A 20,870-nucleotide genomic window follows, 5' to 3' on the forward strand; every position below is an offset into this window, starting at 1 on the left:
GAGATTCAGACCATCCAGAATACCGAAACTGACGGCTGAGCGAGTATCGAATCTGACATCGCCCGCCAGCGCCAAGGCCCGCCGGCGCGATGATGCGGCGCGCGCGCGGGCATAGCGATCGCGCCCGGCCGCCACGAATCCCCGACGCGACCGGCGGCGCCATCCATGGCAAACCGCGCATTCGTCATTCGACACTTGCGTCCGGTAGACGCGCAGCCGCCGAATTCGCGGCAAGCCGTCAACCATGTCAAAATTCGACACCGGCCACCGAGCCTTCACACTCCCACTTTTCATCCAAGGAAGTTTCAGTGGACATCAACAAACAGGTCGCGGCTCTCACCGCATCAGAACTCCAGACCGCCGGCGCAAGCCAGGCGACGGCGATCGCGGTCAGCGTACTGCTGCGTCATCTTCGCTCGCCGGAGCTGGTCAAGCTGCTGTCGTCGGCATTCGAAAACCATCAGGCGGTCATGCTGCAAACGCCGTGGCCGGATCAGATGCTGCAGGCATTCGAATCGACGCGCCGTTTCCTCGAAGGCGCGGCTCAGGCCGAACTGCCCGGCACGCAGGCGCAAGCCGGCACGCCGGGCGTCTGAGCGAAGTCGGGCAGCCTCTCACCCGACGTTCCGGCCGGCACGGCCCGCGCTCGACCCGCTACGACCCGCTACGACCCGCCACGAGCCGGAAACAAAAAACCCCGTCAGTCCAACGACTTAACGGGGTTTTTTGCTACAGATAAGTGGTGCGAGGGAGGGGACTCGAACCCCTACACCCTTGCGGGCGTCAGGACCTAAACCTGGTGCGTCTACCAATTTCGCCACCCTCGCAGCCGGGCACGCCGCCAAGCGTCCTGCCCGATGTCCTGCCTGCTCGCGGCCGCGCCAGAAACACGCGCCCGAAAGCGTAAGCGCGAGATTCTAACCGATAGATTCGCGCTTGTCTGCACCTGGCTGGCATCTGTCGAAGCGGCGCCGATGCTAGAATTTCCGGCTCGGCGCACGTACGCCGTACTCTTCTTCGGCCGCCCTTCCCCCACATTTCCAATCCAGTGAATTTCGACGAATATTGCCAGCAGAAAGCGGCGCCGCCCGGATCGAGCACTTACTATGCGCTGCGGCAAGCGCCCACAGCAAGTCAGCCATTGCTGACGGCGCTGTTCGCATTGCGCCGCGAGTTCGAGGAAACGGTCAAGGAGACCAGCGATCCGACCATCGGTCGCACGAAGCTCGCGTGGTGGCAAAACGAAATCGCCGCGCTCGCCTCGGGTTCGCCCTCGCATCCGGTTTCCAAGGCGCTGGCCGCCTATCTGCCCGACGTGAAGCCGGAATATCCGGCATTGCAGGCGTTGCTCGCCGGTTTCGAAATCGACCTCGACCAGGCGCGTTACCTCGACTATCCGAATCTGCGGCGCTATCTGCAAAGCGTGGGAGGCACCTTCGCGTCGCTGGTCGCGCGCGCTACGGCGAAGGACGCCGCGCACGTGGCGGACTGGTCGGCGCCGCTCGGCGAGGCGCTGCTGCTCGCGCAGTTCGTCGTCGAAACGGGCAACGATGCGCGGCACGGGCGCATCTATATTCCGATCGACGAGATGCAGCGCTTCAACGTCACCGCCGCCGATCTGATCAATCGCAAATATACCGATGCGTTCACCGAGCTGATGCGCTTCGAGACCGGGCGCGCCCGCGCTGCGCTGCAGAGCGCGCTCGCCGCGGTGCCCGCGCAAGAGCGCCGCGCGCAACGCACGTTGCTCGCGCTGGCGGCGCTGGCCCTGGCGCTGCTCGATGAAATCGAACGCGACGGCTATCGCGTTCTGCATCAAAGCATCGCGTTGACGCCGATTCGCAAGCTCTGGATCGCGTGGCGCGCCAAATAGTCGAGGCGGCACGATGCGCCGGTTTGCATGCGCCCGCGCAAGCGATCGAATATGGCAGTCATTCGGCGCGTCGGCGCGAACAGCTCGCGGCGGCACCTGGCTGCTTCACCATCAAACGCGCAGGAGCGGCAGCGGCTCGAACCTCTGCTTAAGAATCGCGGACGCGTCGAGCCCCCACCAGGGTCCCAGCACGGTCGCGTAAAGCTGCCGAAAATCGACGCCGAGCGGCAAGTTGCCATGGCCGTCGAGTCGCGCGAGCGTCGGCGGCGTTCCGTACAAACCGCCCCGCACGCGTCCGCCCATCACGAAATGCGGCGCCACGGTGCCGTGATCAGTGCCCTTGTTGTCGTTCTCGCGCGCGCGACGCCCGAACTCGGCGTAAGTCATCACGAGCGTGCTGTCCCAACGGCCAAGTTCCACTAGCGCTGACTTCATCGATGTCAGTCCTTCCGCGAGTTGCCTGAGCAATGCGGTTTGGCGAACCTGCTGATTTTGATGCGTATCGAAACCGTGCAGCGTCAGCCGGATGACGGCGACGCCCTGCCCGCCTGTCGGCTGGCTTTGCGCAGTGTTGTTCGACGCGCCTTCCCTCGGAACGTCCTGCAAGGCCAGCAGCTGCATCGCGGTTTTGATCGCGTTGCCGAATGCGCCGTTGGGAAATACCGTCTTCAACTGCGCTTGACGCTGCGCGGGACGCACGCGGTTCGGGGCTTTCGCGATGCCCTTGCCGACGCTGCCGGCGTTATCGCGATGATTCGTCAGCGCCGGGTTGCGCGTCTGCAAGATCGGCGTCGTGGGCATCGCGGGCCACGTCGCCTCGCTCCACTGCGCAGGATTGGTCAGCATGAATGCGCGTACGCCGTGCGCGAGCGGCCCCATCTCCGGGCTGCCGATCACCACGCCATCGGCGGCGAAGCCGGTGGGCACCGGCATGTGCGCAAACGCACGCGTCAGCCATCCGTCGCGCAGGTACTGATCGGCGCGCGATGCGGTGTCCCAGATTTCGGTCGAGCGAAAATGCGACAGGTTCGGCTGCGCGTAGCCCAAGCCCTGCACGATCGCCAATTGCTGGCTGCGCCACAGCGGCATCAGCGGCTGCAACGACGGATGCAGCGCGGTGCGTTCGTCGAGTTGAATTGCCAGCTCGCGCTTGATGCCGATGTTCTTGCGCAGCGCGTAATAAGTGGGATCGGCAAACGGAATCACGGTATTCAAACCATCGTTGCCGCCTTTCAGTTCGACGAGAATCAGCAGGTTGCGGTAGCCGCTGCCTCGCGATACGCCGGGCGCTCCCACCTGGGCGCCGAACGAGCGCGGCAGCCAGAGCGCCGCGCCGGCGGCTGCGCCCATCGACAGGAAGCTGCGTCGTTCCATTCTTAACCTCGTCTGTTGTGATGGCGCGAGTCGGGTCTCCGTCGACATCTCCAGGCAGACGCTCACGTTCGAATCGGTGTGGCCGGGGCCGATGGGCGTGAGCGGCAGGATCGCGTGCTGCAACTGCTGTTCGACAGATGGTCCTGGCTTCGCCGGCGGCGTCGTGCTGTCGTGCTGTCGCGTTGTGATGCGCGAACCGGACTCGCGACATCGAAGCGTACGCTACCTTGCCCGAGTCGCGCCATGTGCATTGCAGCGACGGCTTTGTCTTTGTCTTCGGCTCGCGAAGTGTCGTTTGCGCGGCATTACGCGTCGCAGCGTCGCCAGCTCTTTTGCTGTGTCGTGCAGCAACGTGTTGAAGTGGCCTCGCGCATGAGCGCACAGCGTCCGCACAACGTCTTCTCCTGGCTCCGAAGAATGGACCGTGCGCGTGCTACGTCGAACCGGCACTACGCTACAGCGCACTATGCCAGGTCCGCGGCAACGGCACGTTCAACCTCTCGCGCACGCGACCTTCAAGTAATGCTTCGTAACGCTGAGCACGCGTGCATTGCGGTTCACAGTAGCGATAGTCGGCTCGGTCTCGCGCGTTTCTTCGGTCGCGGGGATGACTTCAGACACGTAGTCCATCGCCTTCGCTACCGTCTCAACATTGGCCAAAGCTACAACGCATCACCCGCAATTACCCGGCGCGACGAGTTCATCATCGATCACCCTGGTTGACGGGCGTCGGAAAAAACGTTCGGGCAGGCATACGCGCGTCGCGTGGTCCGCTCAACGGCAGAATGGACGGGTAAAGACCCAAGGGAAGTACAAAGAGACTTTCGCGCGCGGACGCTTCGTGGGATACGTGCCGCGAACGGGCACGAAAAAAGCTACCGCTTATAGAGTTCGCGGACAGCATCTTCGATGTGCTGCCGCAATAGACGCCGTTCGTCGGGCGTCATATGACCGTCGCGACGACGTTGATCAAGATCGGGGGGAACTGCTGTGCGCAACATCGCGTCTGATGCGGGGCGATCGGCACTCGGACTGTTACGGCGATTAGGCCGCGAGTTGCCGGACTTCGGCGCGTGCTCACTCGCAGCTCTGTCGGCTGAAGGCTGGGCATGGGCGAGCGTTGGTCCCAGTGAGCCTGCGAGCGTACCGGCTACTGCCAGTGCAATGACGCTCAAGCGCACATTCGGCCAAACCCCTCCTTTCATGTTGTTCCCTTCGTGGCGCGGCAACCGGCTACCTCAAATGCGTATACAGACCCCGGTAACGAGCCGGGTGCGAGAGTTGTTGTCGAGTGAAGTATCCACCGAACAGCCGCATTCAGTAAAGCAGTCTACCTGCCCGTGCTTTACGTCGTGCCACAGTGCGGGTAAATTTTGTAACTGACTGTAACCCCGTAAACGATGCAACCGCGCACCACTTTCTAATCGCGCTAAGATGCCGACCATGGAAACCAAAAACCCTTCGAAAATCCTCGTCGTCGACGACGATCCCCGCCTGCGCGATCTGCTGCGCCGCTATCTCGGCGAACAGGGCTTCAACGTGTACGTCGCCGAGAATGCGCCGTCCATGAACAAGCTCTGGGTACGGGAACGCTTCGATCTGCTGGTGCTCGATCTGATGCTGCCCGGCGAGGACGGCCTGTCGATCTGCCGCCGTCTGCGTGGCAGCAACGACCGTACGCCGATCATCATGCTGACGGCCAAGGGTGAAGACGTCGATCGTATTGTCGGGCTCGAGATGGGCGCCGACGACTATCTGCCCAAGCCGTTCAATCCGCGCGAACTGGTCGCGCGCATTCACGCGGTGCTGCGCCGCCAGTCGCCGTCGGAGTTGCCGGGGGCGCCGTCCGAAACCACCGAGGTGTTCGAATTCGGCGAGTTCGCGCTGAACCTCGCCACGCGCACGCTCACCAAGGCCGGCCAGGAAATTCCGTTGACCACGGGCGAGTTCTCGGTACTCAAGGTGTTCGCGCGTCATCCGCGCCAGCCGCTGTCGCGTGAAAAGCTGATGGAGCTCGCACGCGGCCGTGAATATGAAGTCTTCGACCGCAGCCTCGACGTGCAGATCTCGCGTCTGCGCAAGCTGATCGAACCCGATCCGGGCAGCCCGCGCTTCATTCAAACCGTGTGGGGTCTGGGCTACGTCTTCATCCCCGACGGTGCAGCCTGAGCTTGTTTTCATCTTGTATGTCGACCAGAGTTGGCGCTCTAGCGCTTACTCTGGTCCCATGCACCGCATCGACCAGAGTCGGCGCTTCAGCATCGACTCCGATCCCACGCAAAACAGTTGCTGTCTTTGATTTCAGATAAGAAGGGCCCATGCGGATCGACCGGCGCCTCCTGACGCTCGCGTTCGGCGGCCTTTTCTGGCGAACTTTTCTGTTGATCGCACTGCTGATCGCAGTCAGTCTCGCCGCGTGGTTTCAGAGCTTCCGCGTGATCGAACGCGAGCCGCGCGCGCAGCGCGTGGCTTTGCAACTCGTCGCGATCGTCAAGCTCACACGCACCGCCCTCCTCTATTCCGATCCCGACCTGCGGCGCGCGCTGTTGCAGGATCTGGAAAGCAATGAAGGGGTGCGCGTGTACCCGCGCGAGGCCACCGATAAATACAAGCTACAGCCCGACGAGTCGCTGAACCGCCTGATCGAACACGACATTCGCGGGCGCCTCGGCGATGACACGATCATCGCGCAGAGCGTGAACGACATCAACGGCGTGTGGATCAGCTTCAAGATCGACGACGACGATTACTGGGTCGCGCTCGACCGCGATCAGCTGGACAACGCGACCGGCTTGCAATGGGCCGGCTGGGGCGTGTTCGCACTGGCGCTGTCGCTGTTCGGCGCGGCGTTCATCACGAGTCTCGTGAACCGGCCGTTCGCCCGGCTCGCGATGGCCGCGCGCAAGGTCGGCTCGGGCCAGGCGCCCGATCCGCTGCCCGAGCGCGGCATGGGCGTCGCCGCCGAAACCAATCGCAGTTTCAACCAGATGGTGCAGGACCTCGAGCAGCTCGAAGCCGACCGCGCGCTGATGCTCGCGGGCATCTCGCACGATCTGCGCACGCCGCTCGCCCGGCTGCGGCTCGAAACCGAAATGAGTCCGTCGGACCAGAGTACGAAAGATGCAATGGTCGACGACATCGAACAGATGGACATGATCATCGGCCGCTTCCTCGATTACGCGCGTCCGGTGCAGCGCGTGCCGGAGCCGGTCGACCTGTCCGTGATCGCCGGCGAACTGGCCGCGCGCATGCAGAGCGAGGACAGCATGCGGCTGATCACGCGGCTCGCGCCGTCGGCGGTGATCGAGGCCGATGAAACCGACATGCGGCGCGTGGTCGGCAACCTGCTGGAGAACGCGCGCAAGTACGGCCTGAGCGACGGCGACGGCATCCCGCGTGTGATTCTGGAGACACGTGTGTCGCATTCGCGCGTCGAGCTGTCGGTGGTCGACGAAGGCCCCGGCATTCCGGAAGACCAGTTGGCGCTCGTCACACGGCCGTTCTACCGGGTTAATTCGGCGCGCACCCAGGCCAATGGCACGGGTCTTGGCATGGCGATTGTTCAGCGTCTCGTGGGCCGTTACCGCGGCGCGCTGCGCTTGCGCAATCGCACGCCAGGACCGGGGCTCGAAGTCACCATCGAGTTTCCTCTCGCCAAAGGCGTGTGAGCGGAGCCGGGCGCTTTCTTCTCTTTCGCGCGCCACCGCGTTGAATAATAACTATCCGGGTCGTTAGAAAAAAACTACTGAACACATAGTTTCATAGAACTATAGTGAGACGATGTAACGCGCTCGTTATCACGAGCTGGTAGCCTGAACATGCTGTTTTTTCCAACACACGAAGGAGCACTCGCATGAAAACCGTTGGCGATAAAGTCGAAGCGTTCACCGTCACTGCTGCCAAGCCGGGCTTCAACAACCATGAAGAAAACGGCGTGTCGGCGTTCGAAGAAATCACGGAGCAGTCGTTCCCCGGCAAGTGGAAGATCATCTATTTCTATCCGAAGGATTTCACGTTCGTGTGCCCGACGGAAATCGTCGAGTTCGGCAAGCTCGCGGGCGACTTCGAAGAGCGCGACGCCGTATTGCTGGGCGGCAGTGTCGATAACGAATTCGTCAAACTTGCATGGCGCCGCGAGCATAAGGATCTGAGCAAGCTCAATCACTACTCGTTCGGCGACGTGAAGGGCGAGTTGATCGATCAGCTCGGCGTGCGCGACAAGGAAGCCGGCGTCGCGCTGCGCGCCACCTTCATCGTCGATCCGGACAATACGATCCAGCACGTGTCGGTGAACAACCTGAACGTCGGCCGCAATCCGGAAGAAGTGCTGCGCATTCTCGACGGCCTGCAAACGGACGAACTCTGTCCGTGCAATCGCGCCGTCGGCGGCGCGACGCTGTAAGCCGTGTCGTCATAAGCCCGCCGTGCGCGAAGCGCCGCGGGCTTTTTATCGACCATTCGATAGGAGACGCCATGGAATTCCTGGCTTCGATCAAGGCCCGGATACCGGACTACGCGAAGGACATCCGGCTCAATCTCGACGGGACGATTGCCCGCTCGTCGCTCGAAGGGAACGACGCGGTCGGTGTCGCGCTGGCGGCGGCATTCGCCGCCAAAAGCACGGTGATCGTCGACGCGATTCGCGATGCCGGCGTGTTGTCGCCGGAAGAAACCCACGGCGCGTTGACGGCGGCCGCGTTGATGGGCATGAACAACGTCTGGTATCCGTACGTCGAGATGACTGGCAGCGCGGACCTCAAATCGCAACCGGCGCAGTTACGGATGAACGCCTACGCGTCGCATGGCGGCGTCGACAAGCGGCGTTTCGAGATGTATGCGCTGGCGGCATCGATCATCGGCAAATGCCATTTTTGTGTGAAGTCGCACTTCGACACGCTGGTTGCCGAGGGCATGAGTTCCACGCAATTGCGCGACGTGGGCCGCATCGCGGCAGTGGTCAATGCGGCTGCGCAATGCATTGCGGCAGAGGAGAAATAGCGGGTTTGCAGCGCGCGCGGCTACAAGACTGTGTTGCCTTCGGATGACCGAAGGCAACACAAGCGCCTCATCAGCCGTGGATCAGGCCTTGATCAGCAAGACCACCGCCTGCGCTTCGATCCCCTCGCCCCGGCCGAGATAACCGAGCTTCTCGTTGGTCTTGGCCTTGACGTTCACCCGCTCGACCGGCAAACCCAAATCTTCGGCGATATGCGCGCGCATCCCTTCGATATGCGGCGCGAGCTTGGGCGCCTGCGCGACCACGCTGCTATCCACATTGGCAATCGAAAAGCCCGCCGCCTTCACCCGCGCAACACACTCGCGCAACAGCACACGGCTGTCCGCACCGGCGAACTTCGCATCGGTATCGGAGAAATGGCGGCCGATATCGCCCAGCGCGGCCGCGCCGAACAGCGCGTCGGTAATCGCATGCAGCAGCACGTCCGCGTCCGAGTGCCCAAGCAGCCCGCGCTCATAAGGAATCGTCACGCCGCCGATGATCAGCGGACGCCCCGGCACCAGCGCATGCACGTCGTAGCCCTGCCCAATTCTCAAATCCATATGCGTCAAGTCCTCAAGTCCTTTAAGTCGGCCAACTGAAACTGAAATTCATCACGACGCCGAAGGCCGGGACAGAATCGCCTCGGCCAGATCGAAATCTTCCGGATAGGTCACCTTGAAGTTGCGCAGGCTGCCCTGCACCAGCTTCGGCGCATGTCCGAGCCATTCGATCGCGCTCGCTTCGTCGGTGAGATCGTGGCCGTCAGCCTGCGCGCGCAGAATCGCCTCGCGCAACATGCCGATGCGAAACATCTGCGGCGTCTGCGCCTGCCACAAGCCGTCGCGCGCCTCGGTGCGGGCAATGCGGCCGTCGCCTGACGCGCCGTCGATGCGCTTCAACGTATCCGCGACCGGCAACGCCATGATGCCGCCCACCGGGTCGGTCTTCAGCGCGCCGATCAGCGTGCGGATCAGCGCCGGCGTGATGCCGGGGCGCGCCGCGTCGTGCACCAGCACCCAGTCGTCGTCGCGCGCGCCGAACCCGGCGAGCGCATGCAGGCCGTTCAGCACCGACGCCTGGCGCGACGCGCCGCCCACGCGGCGCACCGCGAAACGCAGCCCGCCGAAGCGGCGCGCGTCGAAGTGCTGGTCGTCGGGGGCGATCACGACCAGGGTCTGCGCAAACTCGCTGCACGCGTCGAACGCGGCCAGCGAGTAATGCAACATGTCGCGACCGGCGACAGTGCGATATTGTTTGGGCATCGCGGCGCCGGATCGGCTGCCGGTGCCTGCGCACGGAATCAGGGCAAATAGACGGGAAGTCACGAGTGCGGATGCCGCGAGGTCAAAGTAAAGGACGGATTTTATAATAGGTCCTTCGCATCCACGCCCCGACACGCGTAAACTTGCCGATCACGTGTGAGCCCGAGGCCGCTTTCTCTCTTCTATGCCAGACATCGCCGCATCATCGCAGTCCTCTCCGCCCGTCGCGCTCGTCAAGGCCGGCCAGCGTTTCACCTTCGACGGCACGCACGGCTCGTCCGACGCGCTGCTGATCGCCCGCTACCATCTCGCCTGGCGCGAGAAGGTGCCGCTGCTGGCGGTCGTGTGCGAAAGCGCCGTCGATGCGCAGCGCCTGTCGCAGGAAATCGGCTTCTTCGCGCCCGACGCGCGGGTGCGCCTGCTGCCCGATTGGGAAACGTTGCCTTACGATACCTTTTCGCCGCACCAGGATCTGGTCTCCGAGCGCCTCGCCACGCTGCACGATCTCGGCGAGGGCCGTTGCGACATCCTGCTGGTGCCCGCCACCACGGCGCTCTACCGGATGCCGCCCGCGTCGTTCCTCGCCGCCTACACGTTTTCGTTCTCGCAAGGCGAGCGCCTCGACGAAGCGAAGCTCAAGGCGCAGCTGACGCTCGCCGGCTACGAGCACGTGAGCCAGGTGGTGCGTCCCGGCGAGTACTGCGTGCGCGGCTCGCTGCTCGATCTTTATCCGATGGGCTCGCCGCTGCCCTACCGGATCGACCTGTTCGACGACCAGGTCGACTCGATCCGCGCGTTCGATCCGGACACGCAGCGCAGCCTCTACCCGGTGAAGGACGTGCGCCTTTTGCCGGGCCGCGAGTTCCCGTTCGATGAAGCCGCGCGCACCGCGTTCCGCAGCCGCTGGCGCGAGAGCTTCGAGGGCGACCCGAGCCGCGCGTCGGTTTACAAGGACATCGGCAACGGCGTGCCGTCGGCGGGCATCGAATACTATCTGCCGCTCTTCTTCGAGGAGACGGCGACGCTGTTCCACTACCTGCCGGAAGGCGCGCAACTGGTGCTGGTCGGCGATCTGGAAGCGGCGATCCGGCGCTTTACCAACGACACGAAGCAGCGCTACAACTTCCTGTCGCACGATCGCGACCGGCCGATCCTCGACCCGGAGCGGCTGTTCCTGACGGACCAGGACTTCTTCACGTTCGCCAAGCCGTTCGCGCGGCTCGCGTTACCCGCGAACGCGGGCGGCGGCTGGTCGACGCCGCTGCCCAATCTCGCGATCGACCGTCACGCGGACGATCCCGTGCTGGCGTTGCGCGCGTATCTGAACAGCACGCCGAATCGCGTGCTGTTCGCCGCCGAATCGGCGGGCCGGCGCGAAACGCTGCTTCAGCTGCTGGCCGACAATCATCTGAAACCCGCTTCGAGCGACAGCTTCCAGGACTGGCTGCTCGGCGACGCGCACTTCTCGCTGGGCGTCGCGCCGCTCGCCAACGGCTTCGCGGTGCCGGCCGACGGCATCGCGATCATCACCGAAACCGAGCTGTACGGACCGCTCGCGCGCCGTGCGGGACGCCGCCGCCAGGAACAGGCGAGCAACGTCGATTCGATGGTGCGCGATCTGTCCGAGCTTAAAGTGGGCGACCCGGTCGTGCATTCGCAGCACGGTATCGGCCGCTATATGGGTCTAGTGACGATGGACCTCGGCGAAGGCGAGACCGAGTTCCTGCACCTCGAATACGCGGGCGACAGCAAGCTCTACGTGCCGGTCGCGCAACTGCACGTGATCTCGCGCTATAGCGGCGCCGACCCGGAAAGCGCGCCGTTGCACTCGCTCGGTTCGGGCCAGTGGGAAAAGGCCAAACGCAAGGCCGCGCAACAGATTCGCGACACCGCCGCCGAACTACTGAACCTGTATGCGCGCCGCGCCGCGCGTTCGGGCCACGCCTTCGCGCTCGAACCGAAGGATTACGTGAAGTTCGCCGAGAGCTTCGGCTTCGAGGAAACGCCCGATCAGGCCGCCGCGATCGCGGCCGTGATCGGCGACATGACGAGCGGCAAGCCGATGGACCGCCTCGTGTGCGGCGACGTCGGCTTCGGCAAGACCGAGGTGGCATTGCGCGCGGCGTTCATCGCGGTGATGGGCGGCAAGCAGGTCGCGCTGCTCTCGCCCACCACGCTGCTCGCCGAACAGCACACGCAGACCTTCACCGATCGCTTCTCCGACTGGCCGGTGCGCATCGCCGAACTGTCGCGCTTCAAGTCGACCAAGGAAGTCAACGCGGCGATCCAGCAGATCAACGAAGGCACGGTCGACATCGTGATCGGTACGCACAAGCTGTTGTCGTCGGATGTGCAATTCAAGCGGCTGGGGCTCGTGATCATCGACGAGGAACATCGCTTCGGCGTGCGTCAGAAGGAGGCGCTCAAGGCGCTGCGCGCGGAAGTCGACGTGCTCACGCTAACCGCGACGCCGATCCCGCGTACGCTCGGCATGGCGCTCGAAGGGCTGCGCGATTTTTCGGTGATTGCCACCGCGCCGCAAAAGCGCCTCGCGATCAAAACCTTCGTGCGCCGCGAAGAAGACAGCGTGATTCGCGAAGCGATGCTGCGCGAGCTGAAGCGCGGCGGCCAGGTCTACTTCCTGCACAACGAAGTCGAGACGATCGAGAATCGCCGGCAGATGCTCGAAGCGCTGGTGCCCGAAGCACGCATCGCGGTCGCGCATGGACAGATGCACGAACGCGAACTCGAACGCGTGATGCGCGACTTCGTGGCACAACGCGCAAACGTGCTGCTGTGCACGACGATTATCGAAACCGGCATCGACGTGCCGAGCGCGAACACCATCCTGATTCATCGCGCCGACAAGTTCGGCCTCGCGCAATTGCACCAGTTGCGCGGACGTGTGGGCCGCTCGCATCACCAGGCGTATTCGTATCTGCTGGTGCATGACCCGCAGGGGCTGACCAAGCAGGCGCAACGCCGCCTCGAAGCGATCCAGCAGATGGAGGAACTCGGCTCGGGCTTCTATCTGGCGATGCACGACCTCGAAATTCGCGGCACCGGCGAAGTGCTCGGCGACAAGCAGTCGGGCGAGATTCACGAGATCGGCTTCCAGCTCTATACCGACATGCTGAACGATGCGGTGAAGGCGCTCAAGGAAGGCAAGGAACCCGACCTCACCGCGCCGCTCGCCGCGACCACCGAAATCAACCTGCACGCGCCGGCCATTCTGCCCGCGGACTATTGCGGCGATGTGCAGGAACGTCTGTCGCTTTACAAACGCCTTGCCAACTGCGAGCACAGCGACTCGATCGACGGCATTCAGGAGGAGCTGATCGACCGCTTCGGCAAGTTGCCGCCGCAAGCACATGCGCTCGTGGAGACGCATCGTCTGCGGCTCGCCGCGAAGCCGCTCGGCATTTCGAAGATCGATGCGGGCGAAGCGGTGATCGGCTTGCAGTTCATCCCCAATCCGCCGATCGACGCGATGCGGATCATCGAGATGGTGCAGAAGCACAAGCACATCAAGCTCGCGGGCCAGGACAAGTTGCGCATCGAAACGCGCAGCCCCGACCTCGCGGTACGCGTCGCAACGGTCAAGGAAACCTTGCGCGCGCTCGGTGCGCCGAGTCGTGGCACGGCGCCTGCTGCGGCCGCGCGCTGAGTTGAGTCCCGAGCTGGGCGGTGAATCGCGCATTGAATCGCGCGTCTCACCCGCCCTCGCCCGTGGTTGGCGTCACGTCATAAAACGGGGGGACGTAAAGCGTTTTTTCGCTGATGCTGCGGTGCGCCAATGCCCACTGCAGCATACGGGCGCATTTTTTTTGGGTATGATCGAAAGACTCAAATGCCGGAGTCTTCTCATGTCTCATGTCGCTGAAACAGCGCCGTCGTCCTCTTCCGATTCGTCCTCCCCCGTCTCGCTGCCCTGGGTCACCCGTCTCGTGTCGATGGACACGGTCAGCCGCAATCCGAATCTCGGTCTGATCGAAACGGTGCGCGACGAGCTGCGCGCGGCCGGCATCGAAGCCACGCTCACGCACGACGAACGCGGCGGCAAATGGGCGAATCTATTCGCGACGATCCCCGCGCACGACGGCGAAACGAATGGCGGCGTCGTGCTCTCGGGACACACGGACGTCGTGCCGGTGGACGGCCAGCAATGGGACAGCGATCCGTTCAAGCCGGAGATTCGCGGCGACAAACTCTATGGCCGCGGCACCTGCGATATGAAAGGCTTCATCGGCGCGGCGCTCGCGCTCGTGCCGGACATGCAACGCGCGAAGCTCGCCAGGCCGATTCACTTCGCGCTGTCGTTCGACGAGGAAGTGGGTTGCGCGGGTGCCCCGTTGCTGATCGCCGATCTGATGAAGCGCGGCGTGAAACCGGACGGCTGCATCGTCGGCGAGCCGACCAGCATGCGTCCGATCGTGGCGCACAAGGGCATCAACGCGTACCAGTGCTGCGTGCGCGGCCAGGCGGCGCATTCGTCGCTGACGCCGAAGGGCTTGAACGCGATCGAGTACGCCGCGCGTTTGATCTGCTACATCCGCGACATGGCCGATCAGTTCCGCGAGCAAGGTCCGTTCGACGAGCTGTACGACGTGCCCTTCACCACCGCGCAGACCAGCACGATCAGCGGCGGCAATGCGATCAACACGGTGCCGGCCGAATGCAAGTTCCAGTTCGAATTCCGCAACCTGCCCACGCTCGACCCCGAACCGATCTTTGCGCGCATCGATCAGTACGCACGTGAAACGCTGCTGCCGAAGATGCTGCGCGAGCATCCGTCGGCGGCTATCGAGATCACGAAGATCGCCGCGGCGCCCGGGCTCGATTCCTCCGAGCAGGCCGCGATCACGCAGCTCGTGCGTGCGCTGACCGCCGACCAGGACAAGCGCAAGGTCGCGTACGGCACCGAAGCGGGACTGTTTTCGCTGGCGGGCATTCCGAGCATCGTGTGCGGCCCCGGCGACATCCAGCAGGCGCACAAGGCGAATGAGTTCGTCGCGCTGGATCAGTTGGTGGCGTGCGAGCGTTTCCTGCAGAAATTCATCCGCAGCATGTCGGTCGAGGCTCACGCTCTCTGAAACTGCGCGCGGCGGAACGTGTCTTACACAACACGAGTCTCACCCTCACCGAGGACAACCCGTTCCTGCCATGTCATCCGCCACGCCGCAGCACACCGACCACACGATCGACGGCGAGCCGATCCCCACGCTCGACGACATCGCCACGCAGCATTTTGCGTTGACGCCGTGGGTCATGCGAACGCCGGTGTTCGACCGAACCGACTTTTCGTCGCTGGAAAGCACGGTGGTGAATTTCAAGTTCGAACTGCTGCAGGCGGGCGGCAGCTTCAAAGCGCGCGGCGCGTTCACGAACCTGCTCGCGCTCGATGAAAGCCAGCGCAGCGCGGGCGTCACCTGCGTGTCGGGTGGCAATCATGCGGTCGCGCTCGCGTATGCGGCGCAGCGTCTGGGTATTAGCGCGAAGGTCGTGCTGTTTCGCGCGGCGAATCCGGCGCGCGTCGCGTTGTGCCGGGAGTATGGCGCCGACATCGTGTACGCGGAAGACATTGCCGAGGCGTTCGAACTCGTGCGCCGTATCGAGGCAGAAGAAGGCCGCTATTTCGTGCACCCGTTCAATGGTTATCGCACGGTGCTGGGCTCGGCCACGCTCGGCTACGAATGGGCCACGCAAACGCCCGATCTCGAAGCGGTGATCGTGCCGATCGGCGGCGGCGGTCTCGCGGCCGGTGTCTCGACCGCGATGCGGCTCGCCAATCCGAACGTGCATGTGTTCGGCGTGGAGCCCGAAGGCGCGGACGTGATGAACAAAAGTTTCGCCGCTAATCACACGGTCAAGATGGGCCACATGCACAGCATCGCCGATTCGCTGATGTCGCCGCATACCGAGGAATACAGCTACGAGTTGTGCCGCCGTCATATCGACCAGCTCGTGACCGTCTCCGACGACCAGTTGCGCGCGGCCATGCTGATCCTGTTCGCACAACTGAAGCTCGCGGTGGAACCGGCTTGCGCGGCGGCCACCGCAGCGCTGCTCGGACCGTTGCGCGAACAGTTGCAAGGCAAGCGCGTGGGCGTGCTGTTGTGCGGCACCAATACCGACCCGGTCAGTTTTGCCGCGCATCTCGAACGTGCGCGTCACAGCGAGTCACAGTTTCCTCGGTAGGAACATTCGTCGGTGCGCTTGCGCCCAAAAGACTAGCCTATCCTTCTCAGGTTGGTATCATTCGCCTATTGATACTTGGGAGGAACCTCTATGAGCATGATCAAGGAATTCAAAGAATTTGCCCTTAAAGGCAACGTGATGGATCTTGCGGTCGGTGTGATTATCGGCGGCGCTTTTTCCACCATTGTCAATTCAGTTGTTAAAGACCTGATCATGCCGATCGTCGGGATTGCCACCGGCGGACTCGATTTCTCCAATATGTTCATTCGCCTCGGCGAGATTCCGCCGACCTATCACGGCAACCCGACGTCGTATAAAGACTTGCAGACCGCGGGCGTGGCGGTGATCGGTTATGGCTCGTTCATCACGGTGCTCATCAACTTCATCATTCTCGCGTTCATCATTTTCCTGATGGTCAAGTTCATCAACAATCTGCGCAAGCCGGCTGAAGCCGCACCGGCGGCACCGGCGCCGACGCCGGAAGACGTGCTGCTGCTGCGTGAAATCCGCGATTCGTTGAAGAACTCGCCGCGTTGAACATGGCGGTCCGGCGTACTCCATGCGCTGGATCGAATAAAGAGAAAGGCCTGTTGCGATTCTTATCGCAACAGGCCTTTCTCTTTTAATACGCCCCGCGCGTCACGCCCGCTTCTGCGCTTTCAGATTCACCGCGCTTTCAATCACCGTTTCGAGCTGGCCGAAATTGACAGGCTTCGTCAGATGCGAAGTGAAGCCCGCGCTCAGACAGCGGCGCACGTCATCATCGGTGCCGAAGCCGGTCAGTGCCACGGCTGGCGCATCCGAATGCTCGCGGAACGCCTTGATGAAATCGAGGCCTGTGCCATCCGGCAAACCGACGTCGCTGACGACCAGATCGAAGTCCTGTTGCTGGGTGGCGGCCAGCGCATCGTCGACGCGGCCCACCACGGTCACGTCGTGACCCAGGCTGCGGATCAACTGCGCCATCACCTCGGCGGTATCCACGTGATCCTCGATTAGCAGGATGGTCAGCAGTCCGGCCGGATGCGCCGCAGCCGGCACCGCGACCGGTTGCGTGACGGAAGGCGCCGCCGCGGTCGGCAACGTGATCGTGAAGGTCGCGCCGCAATGCGCGCCAGGGCTGTGCGCGGTCACCGTGCCGCCGTGCACGTCGGTGAGCGCTTTGGTGATGGCGAGTCCGAGCCCCAATCCGCCGAATTGCCGCGTCATGTTCTGGTTGCCCTGCTCGAACGCGTTGAACAGCTTGCCGATCTGCTCCGGCGCGATGCCGATGCCGGTATCTTCGACGGAGATCTGCACGTGCATGCGTTCGTCGCGGGTACGCACGTAGATATGGCCACCGTCCGGCGTGAACTTCGCGGCATTGCGAATCAGATTCCACAGCATCTGTTGCAGGCGCGCGCGATCGGCCAGCACGTAGTGATGCGTCGCGCGCTTGTCGACATGCACGTCCTGCTGCTTGACCTGAATCTCGCTGCGAAAGAGTTCGAGCACGCTGTCCATCACGTCGTGCACGTCGACGGTTTCGAGCGAGAGCCGCAGCTTGCCATTCGCCACGCGCGTCAGATCGAGCAGATCGTCGATCAGCCGCGCTTCGAGTTCGACGTTGCGGCGAATCATGCGCACGCTGTTGCGCGCCTCCTCGGGCAGATCGGGGATCATCTCCAGCACGCGCGCGCCGGCCAGCACCGGCGTGAGCGGTGTGCGCAATTCGTGCGACAGCATCGCAAGAAAGCGGTCTTTCGCGCGGTTCGCTTCTTCGGATGTCTGACGCGCCGCCTGCTCGGATGCGAGCAGCCGCTCGCGCTCCTCGATCGCCTCGCGCTGCGAATGAATGTCCGTGCAACTGCCGAACCATTTGACGACGTTGTGCTCCGCGTCGCGCATCGCCACCACGCGCGCGTCGAACCAGCGGTACTCGCCGTCATGACGGCGAATCCGCATCTCGTGCCGATAGTCGCCGGCCTGGCTCGCCACCGCCTTCAGCCAGCTGCGGCGAATCTCGTCGCGATCGTCCGGATGCACGGCGTCGAGCCACGCGAGACCATACGAAGCGTGGCAGGAGAGGCCCGTGTAATCGCACCACTGCTTCGACAGAAAATCGCAGTCACCCTCCGCGTTGCAGGTCAGCACGAGGTGCGGCAACGCTTCCGACAAAGTCCGGTAATGCTGTTCGCGATCGCGCAGCAGCAACGCTTCGTCCGAGGCTCGTTGCAGCCGCACTTGCGACAGCACGCGCTCGACCGCTTCCGGCAGGTAATCGAGATAGTCGCCGGACTTCGGCACCACGTCGGACACGCCCGCGCGCAACGCTTCGATCACGCGCGATTCGTCGGTGAAGCCGGTCACGAGGATCGCGGGAATCCGCACGCCCTCCGCGCGCAGGCGGCGAAAAAAGTCGAGCCCGGATTCCGGACCGCTCAATTGATAGTCGAGCACCAGCAGATCGGGACCGCCGGTGGCGAGCCGCTCGCGGGCGGCGTCGACGCCCGCGCAGATCGCGACCCGGCAGCCGGCGCGTTCGAGCGACTTGCGCGCGAGCCGCAGGATGCCTTCGTCGTCATCGACGACAAGCACATACGCGGCGGGCGGCGTGGATACGTCTTCGGTCATGCGGACTGGTCTCTGGCTGAATCGGTGGGTCTAACGGTTCGTTGTGTGGATGGGGTCCATCCCGTCATGCACGGCGACGCGATCATGGCGCGGCGAGCCGGTGGCCCGGCGGGAGCTTGACCACTTGCAGGAAGAACCCAAGCCGGCGCACCGCTTCGATGAACGCATCGTATTCGACCGGCTTGCAGATGTAGACGTTGCAACCGAGTTCGTAGCAGCGTGCGATTTCGCGCGGATCGTCGGTGGTGGTCAGCACGATCACGGGCACCGAGGCGGTTCGCGGCGACGCCTTCAGCCGCCGCAGCACTTCGAAGCCGTCCACGCGCGGCATTTTCAGATCGAGCAGCACGACGAATTGGGTCAGATCCTCGCATGGCGGATACGCGTTCGCAGCGGCACTCGCCGGAGCGCCTGGAGCGTCAGGCGTCTCGGCGCCGAAGAAGTAATCGAGCGCCTGCTGGCCGTCGCGAAAGCGCAAGAAGCCGTTCGTGATGCCGGCGCGGCGCAGATTGCGTTCGACCAGCGTGGCGTGGCCGTCGTCATCTTCGATCAGCACGATGCTGACCGTTTCCCCGTGACCCATATGCTCTCCGTACTAACGATTCTCCGACACGTGCCGCATGCCGCATTGCCCCGCCCCGTTGCCGCCATCCGCCGTGCGGTGTCAGAGCCGCATCGGCTGTTCCGGCAGCGCGACGAAGAAAGTCGAGCCCGCGCCTTCGGCCGACTCGACCCAGACTCGCCCGCCGTGCCGCTCGACCGTGCGCCGCACCACCGCGAGCCCGATGCCGTCGCCGCGCGCGACCTCGCCGTGCAGACGCTGGAACGCGCGAAACACCTTCGACATGTACGCGGCCGGAATCCCGAGGCCATTATCGCGGACGTAGTAGGTGCGCAGGCGCACCGCGTGCGGCTCGCTTTCATCGACCGATTCCGGCGCGAGCGCGCCGACTTCGACGCGTCCATTGCGCGCCGGGTCGAGGAAGTTCAGCGCGTTGCCGATCAGGTTGCTGAAGATCTGCTCGACCGCGGCCGGGTCGCCCCAGGCCGGCGGCAACTCGCGCACCGTGACGACCGCCGCGCGCTGGCTTATCGCGCCCTGCAACGTGTCGACCACCCGGCTCACCACACGTCCGACGCTCACTCGCTGCCATTGATATTCGAGCCGGCCCGCGCGCGAAATCCGCAGCAGCGCGTCGATGATCGACGCCGCCCGCGTCACCGCCGTGCGCAGATAATGCAGCGACTCGCGCACGTCGCCGTCGAGAATATGCGCCATGCGGCGATGCTCCGCTTCCGGCAATCCGGCCCGCGCGACGATGCTGTCCAGTTCGTCGCACGACACCTGCAATTCCTTCGAAAAGCCTTGCAGATTCACCAGCGGCGAGCGCAGATCGTGCGACACGCTGTAGATGAACATTTCGTTGTCTTGCGTTTCCTGACGCAGTTCTTCGTTGACGCCCGCCAGTTCCCGCGCGCGCGCTTCGAGCCGCGTTTTCAGCGCGGCCTGCTCGCGTTCCGCCTCGCGCAGACGCACGCCGGTCTGATGCAGCACCGCGTCGAGCGTGGCGATTTCATCGCTGCCCGACAGCGGCGCCGCGAGCGGCCGGCCGCTGCCGAGGCGCTCGGCGTTGCCGGTCAACACTTCCAGCCGCCGGCCGATGCTGCGCGCGAATACCACCGCGGTGGCCGCCCAGATCAGCATCGAGCCGAGCACCGCGCCGATCAACGCGTACTGCTGACGCGCGCGGCGCCGCGCAAGCGCGGCCGAGCGGTCGGCGTCGAGCCGCGCGGCCTCGTTGCCGAATGCGGCGAGTTCGTCGCGAAACAGTACGATCGGGCGCGGCAATGCGCCGGTCTCCAGCGCGATGAACGGAGCGAGGCTGCGTCCCTCGTGCAGCGCCTGCGAAATCGCGAGCGTGTGCGCGCGATACGCGTCGATCATCTTCTGTATGTTGTGCACGCGCGCCACCTGCTGCGGCGTGCCCGCGACCAGCGCATCCAGCTTCGACAGACGATCGCCGAGGTCGACCCACACCGTATGACGGTCGATCAGCGACGCGTCGCCGGTCGCCATGGCCGTGCGGATTCGCGCGGCCTGACGCAGCAGCGGATCGACGATGGCCGACGACTGATAGAGGATCTGCTTGCTGTTGTCGACCCACTGCGCGGCCTGCGCTGTCTGCTCCTGGGTATCGAAGACGACGCCAAGAAGCGCCAGCTCGACCACGCTCGGCACTGCAATCAGCAGCAGACCCTTGGTGAATAATTTCATGTTCGCCCGAAGGGTCGTTCGAGCCGAAGCGGCTCGCGAGCACCGGTTGCGCGCGCCCCGCCGACGCGCCACATTCAACTGCGTGGCGCGCTGCGCAGTGCAGCCGGACGGGCCATTATCGACGTGAATGCGAGATATTTCAACGCAACCGCAAGTTGCGCTCGCCCACATAAAAATGACTTTTTTATTGGTATCGGATGTTTTTTCGGCGGCTCGTGCGTCTATGATGGAGAACAGATGTGCTGGGAAGCGAAAGCGCGCAGCGAGGCGGTTCGG

At 63.8% G+C, this 20,870-nt stretch carries 17 protein-coding genes and 1 tRNA gene; 10 read left to right on the plus strand and 8 right to left on the minus strand.

Annotation, left to right across the window (positions count from 1 at the left end):
• Positions 1-308 precede the first annotated feature (308 nt).
• Positions 309-596 (plus strand): hypothetical protein, encoded by a 288-nt coding sequence (locus tag BGI01S_RS07245; RefSeq protein WP_042323684.1) that lies wholly within the window; start codon positions 309-311, stop codon positions 594-596.
• Between the two features lie 144 nt (positions 597-740).
• Here BGI01S_RS07245 and BGI01S_RS07250 read toward each other — a convergent pair.
• Positions 741-827, minus strand: a tRNA-Leu gene (locus BGI01S_RS07250).
• A gap of 221 nt (positions 828-1,048) precedes the next feature.
• Between BGI01S_RS07250 and BGI01S_RS07255 the strand changes: the two genes are divergently transcribed.
• Positions 1,049-1,873, plus strand: a complete 825-nt coding sequence (locus tag BGI01S_RS07255; RefSeq protein WP_042323686.1) for a squalene/phytoene synthase family protein — start codon at positions 1,049-1,051, stop codon at positions 1,871-1,873.
• Positions 1,874-1,984: 111 nt separating this feature from the next.
• Here BGI01S_RS07255 and BGI01S_RS07260 read toward each other — a convergent pair whose 3' ends face one another.
• Positions 1,985-3,247 carry a DUF1501 domain-containing protein gene (locus BGI01S_RS07260; protein WP_042323688.1) on the minus strand — a complete coding sequence of 421 codons (1,263 nt, stop codon included), beginning with the start codon at positions 3,245-3,247 and terminating at the stop codon, positions 1,985-1,987.
• An 875-nt stretch (positions 3,248-4,122) separates the two neighbouring features.
• Complete coding sequence (locus BGI01S_RS30980; protein WP_084585287.1) at positions 4,123-4,452, minus strand: hypothetical protein; 330 nt, start codon at positions 4,450-4,452, stop codon at positions 4,123-4,125.
• Between the two features lie 229 nt (positions 4,453-4,681).
• On the opposite strand from BGI01S_RS30980, the gene ompR reads away from it, so the two are divergent.
• The 4 genes from ompR to BGI01S_RS07280 all read left to right on the plus strand — a co-directional run bounded on the left by ompR (position 4,682) and on the right by BGI01S_RS07280 (position 8,245).
• A complete protein-coding gene (gene ompR / locus BGI01S_RS07265) occupies positions 4,682-5,416 on the plus strand; it encodes an osmolarity response regulator transcription factor OmpR (RefSeq protein ID WP_006048917.1) in 735 nt (244 codons plus the stop codon).
• 149 nt (positions 5,417-5,565) lie between these two features.
• Positions 5,566-6,915 carry an ATP-binding protein gene (locus BGI01S_RS07270; protein WP_042323691.1) on the plus strand — a complete coding sequence of 450 codons (1,350 nt, stop codon included), beginning with the start codon at positions 5,566-5,568 and terminating at the stop codon, positions 6,913-6,915.
• Between the two features lie 185 nt (positions 6,916-7,100).
• Positions 7,101-7,649: a peroxiredoxin gene (locus BGI01S_RS07275; RefSeq protein ID WP_042323693.1), complete on the plus strand. Its 549-nt coding sequence runs from the start codon at positions 7,101-7,103 to the stop codon at positions 7,647-7,649.
• 71 nt (positions 7,650-7,720) lie between these two features.
• Entirely contained in the window at positions 7,721-8,245 is a 525-nt protein-coding gene (locus tag BGI01S_RS07280) for a carboxymuconolactone decarboxylase family protein (protein ID WP_042323695.1), read from the plus strand.
• 81 nt (positions 8,246-8,326) lie between these two features.
• Here the strand turns inward: BGI01S_RS07280 and ispF are convergent, their stop codons facing one another.
• Both ispF and ispD read right to left on the minus strand, forming a co-directional pair.
• The gene (gene ispF / locus BGI01S_RS07285; protein WP_042323697.1) at positions 8,327-8,806 is read right to left on the minus strand and encodes a 2-C-methyl-D-erythritol 2,4-cyclodiphosphate synthase; all 480 of its coding nucleotides are present in this window, start codon (positions 8,804-8,806) and stop codon (positions 8,327-8,329) included.
• A 51-nt stretch (positions 8,807-8,857) separates the two neighbouring features.
• On the minus strand, positions 8,858-9,571 hold the full coding sequence (gene ispD / locus BGI01S_RS07290) for a 2-C-methyl-D-erythritol 4-phosphate cytidylyltransferase (RefSeq protein ID WP_042323698.1): 714 nt from the start codon (positions 9,569-9,571) through the stop codon (positions 8,858-8,860).
• 121 nt (positions 9,572-9,692) lie between these two features.
• On the opposite strand from ispD, the gene mfd reads away from it, so the two are divergent.
• The 4 genes from mfd (at position 9,693) to mscL (ending at position 16,243) form a co-directional block, all read left to right on the plus strand.
• Entirely contained in the window at positions 9,693-13,175 is a 3,483-nt protein-coding gene (gene mfd, locus BGI01S_RS07295; RefSeq protein WP_042323701.1) for a transcription-repair coupling factor, read from the plus strand.
• A gap of 199 nt (positions 13,176-13,374) precedes the next feature.
• On the plus strand, positions 13,375-14,601 hold the full coding sequence (gene argE / locus BGI01S_RS07300) for an acetylornithine deacetylase (RefSeq protein WP_042323702.1): 1,227 nt from the start codon (positions 13,375-13,377) through the stop codon (positions 14,599-14,601).
• Positions 14,602-14,671: 70 nt separating this feature from the next.
• Complete coding sequence (locus BGI01S_RS07305; RefSeq protein WP_042323704.1) at positions 14,672-15,706, plus strand: threonine/serine dehydratase; 1,035 nt, start codon at positions 14,672-14,674, stop codon at positions 15,704-15,706.
• A gap of 90 nt (positions 15,707-15,796) precedes the next feature.
• Complete coding sequence (gene mscL / locus BGI01S_RS07310) at positions 15,797-16,243, plus strand: large conductance mechanosensitive channel protein MscL (RefSeq protein WP_042323706.1); 447 nt, start codon at positions 15,797-15,799, stop codon at positions 16,241-16,243.
• A 102-nt stretch (positions 16,244-16,345) separates the two neighbouring features.
• Here the strand turns inward: mscL and BGI01S_RS07315 are convergent, their stop codons facing one another.
• The 3 genes from BGI01S_RS07315 to BGI01S_RS07325 form a co-directional block, all read right to left on the minus strand.
• Entirely contained in the window at positions 16,346-18,319 is a 1,974-nt protein-coding gene (locus BGI01S_RS07315; protein WP_042323707.1) for a hybrid sensor histidine kinase/response regulator, read from the minus strand.
• Positions 18,320-18,401: 82 nt separating this feature from the next.
• Positions 18,402-18,902, minus strand: a complete 501-nt coding sequence (locus tag BGI01S_RS07320) for a response regulator (protein ID WP_042323709.1) — start codon at positions 18,900-18,902, stop codon at positions 18,402-18,404.
• A gap of 81 nt (positions 18,903-18,983) precedes the next feature.
• Complete coding sequence (locus BGI01S_RS07325) at positions 18,984-20,594, minus strand: sensor histidine kinase (protein WP_042323712.1); 1,611 nt, start codon at positions 20,592-20,594, stop codon at positions 18,984-18,986.
• Between the last annotated feature and the right edge of the window lie 276 nt (positions 20,595-20,870).

Origin of the sequence: Paraburkholderia ginsengisoli NBRC 100965 (assembly GCF_000739735.1) — a bacterium.
GTDB classification, from domain to species: domain Bacteria; phylum Pseudomonadota; class Gammaproteobacteria; order Burkholderiales; family Burkholderiaceae; genus Paraburkholderia; species Paraburkholderia ginsengisoli.

Coding starts and splice junctions, on each gene's coding strand:
- BGI01S_RS07260 (WP_042323688.1), bottom strand. CDS start 3,247: ATGGAACGACGCAGCTTCCTGTCGATGGGCGCAGCCGCCGGCGCGGCG.
- BGI01S_RS30980 (WP_084585287.1), bottom strand. CDS start 4,452: ATGAAAGGAGGGGTTTGGCCGAATGTGCGCTTGAGCGTCATTGCACTG.
- ompR (WP_006048917.1), top strand. CDS start 4,682: ATGCCGACCATGGAAACCAAAAACCCTTCGAAAATCCTCGTCGTCGAC.
- BGI01S_RS07270 (WP_042323691.1), top strand. CDS start 5,566: ATGCGGATCGACCGGCGCCTCCTGACGCTCGCGTTCGGCGGCCTTTTC.
- BGI01S_RS07275 (WP_042323693.1), top strand. CDS start 7,101: ATGAAAACCGTTGGCGATAAAGTCGAAGCGTTCACCGTCACTGCTGCC.
- BGI01S_RS07280 (WP_042323695.1), top strand. CDS start 7,721: ATGGAATTCCTGGCTTCGATCAAGGCCCGGATACCGGACTACGCGAAG.
- ispF (WP_042323697.1), bottom strand. CDS start 8,806: ATGGATTTGAGAATTGGGCAGGGCTACGACGTGCATGCGCTGGTGCCG.
- mfd (WP_042323701.1), top strand. CDS start 9,693: ATGCCAGACATCGCCGCATCATCGCAGTCCTCTCCGCCCGTCGCGCTC.
- argE (WP_042323702.1), top strand. CDS start 13,375: ATGTCTCATGTCGCTGAAACAGCGCCGTCGTCCTCTTCCGATTCGTCC.
- BGI01S_RS07305 (WP_042323704.1), top strand. CDS start 14,672: ATGTCATCCGCCACGCCGCAGCACACCGACCACACGATCGACGGCGAG.
- mscL (WP_042323706.1), top strand. CDS start 15,797: ATGAGCATGATCAAGGAATTCAAAGAATTTGCCCTTAAAGGCAACGTG.
- BGI01S_RS07315 (WP_042323707.1), bottom strand. CDS start 18,319: ATGACCGAAGACGTATCCACGCCGCCCGCCGCGTATGTGCTTGTCGTC.
- BGI01S_RS07320 (WP_042323709.1), bottom strand. CDS start 18,902: ATGGGTCACGGGGAAACGGTCAGCATCGTGCTGATCGAAGATGACGAC.
- BGI01S_RS07325 (WP_042323712.1), bottom strand. CDS start 20,594: ATGAAATTATTCACCAAGGGTCTGCTGCTGATTGCAGTGCCGAGCGTG.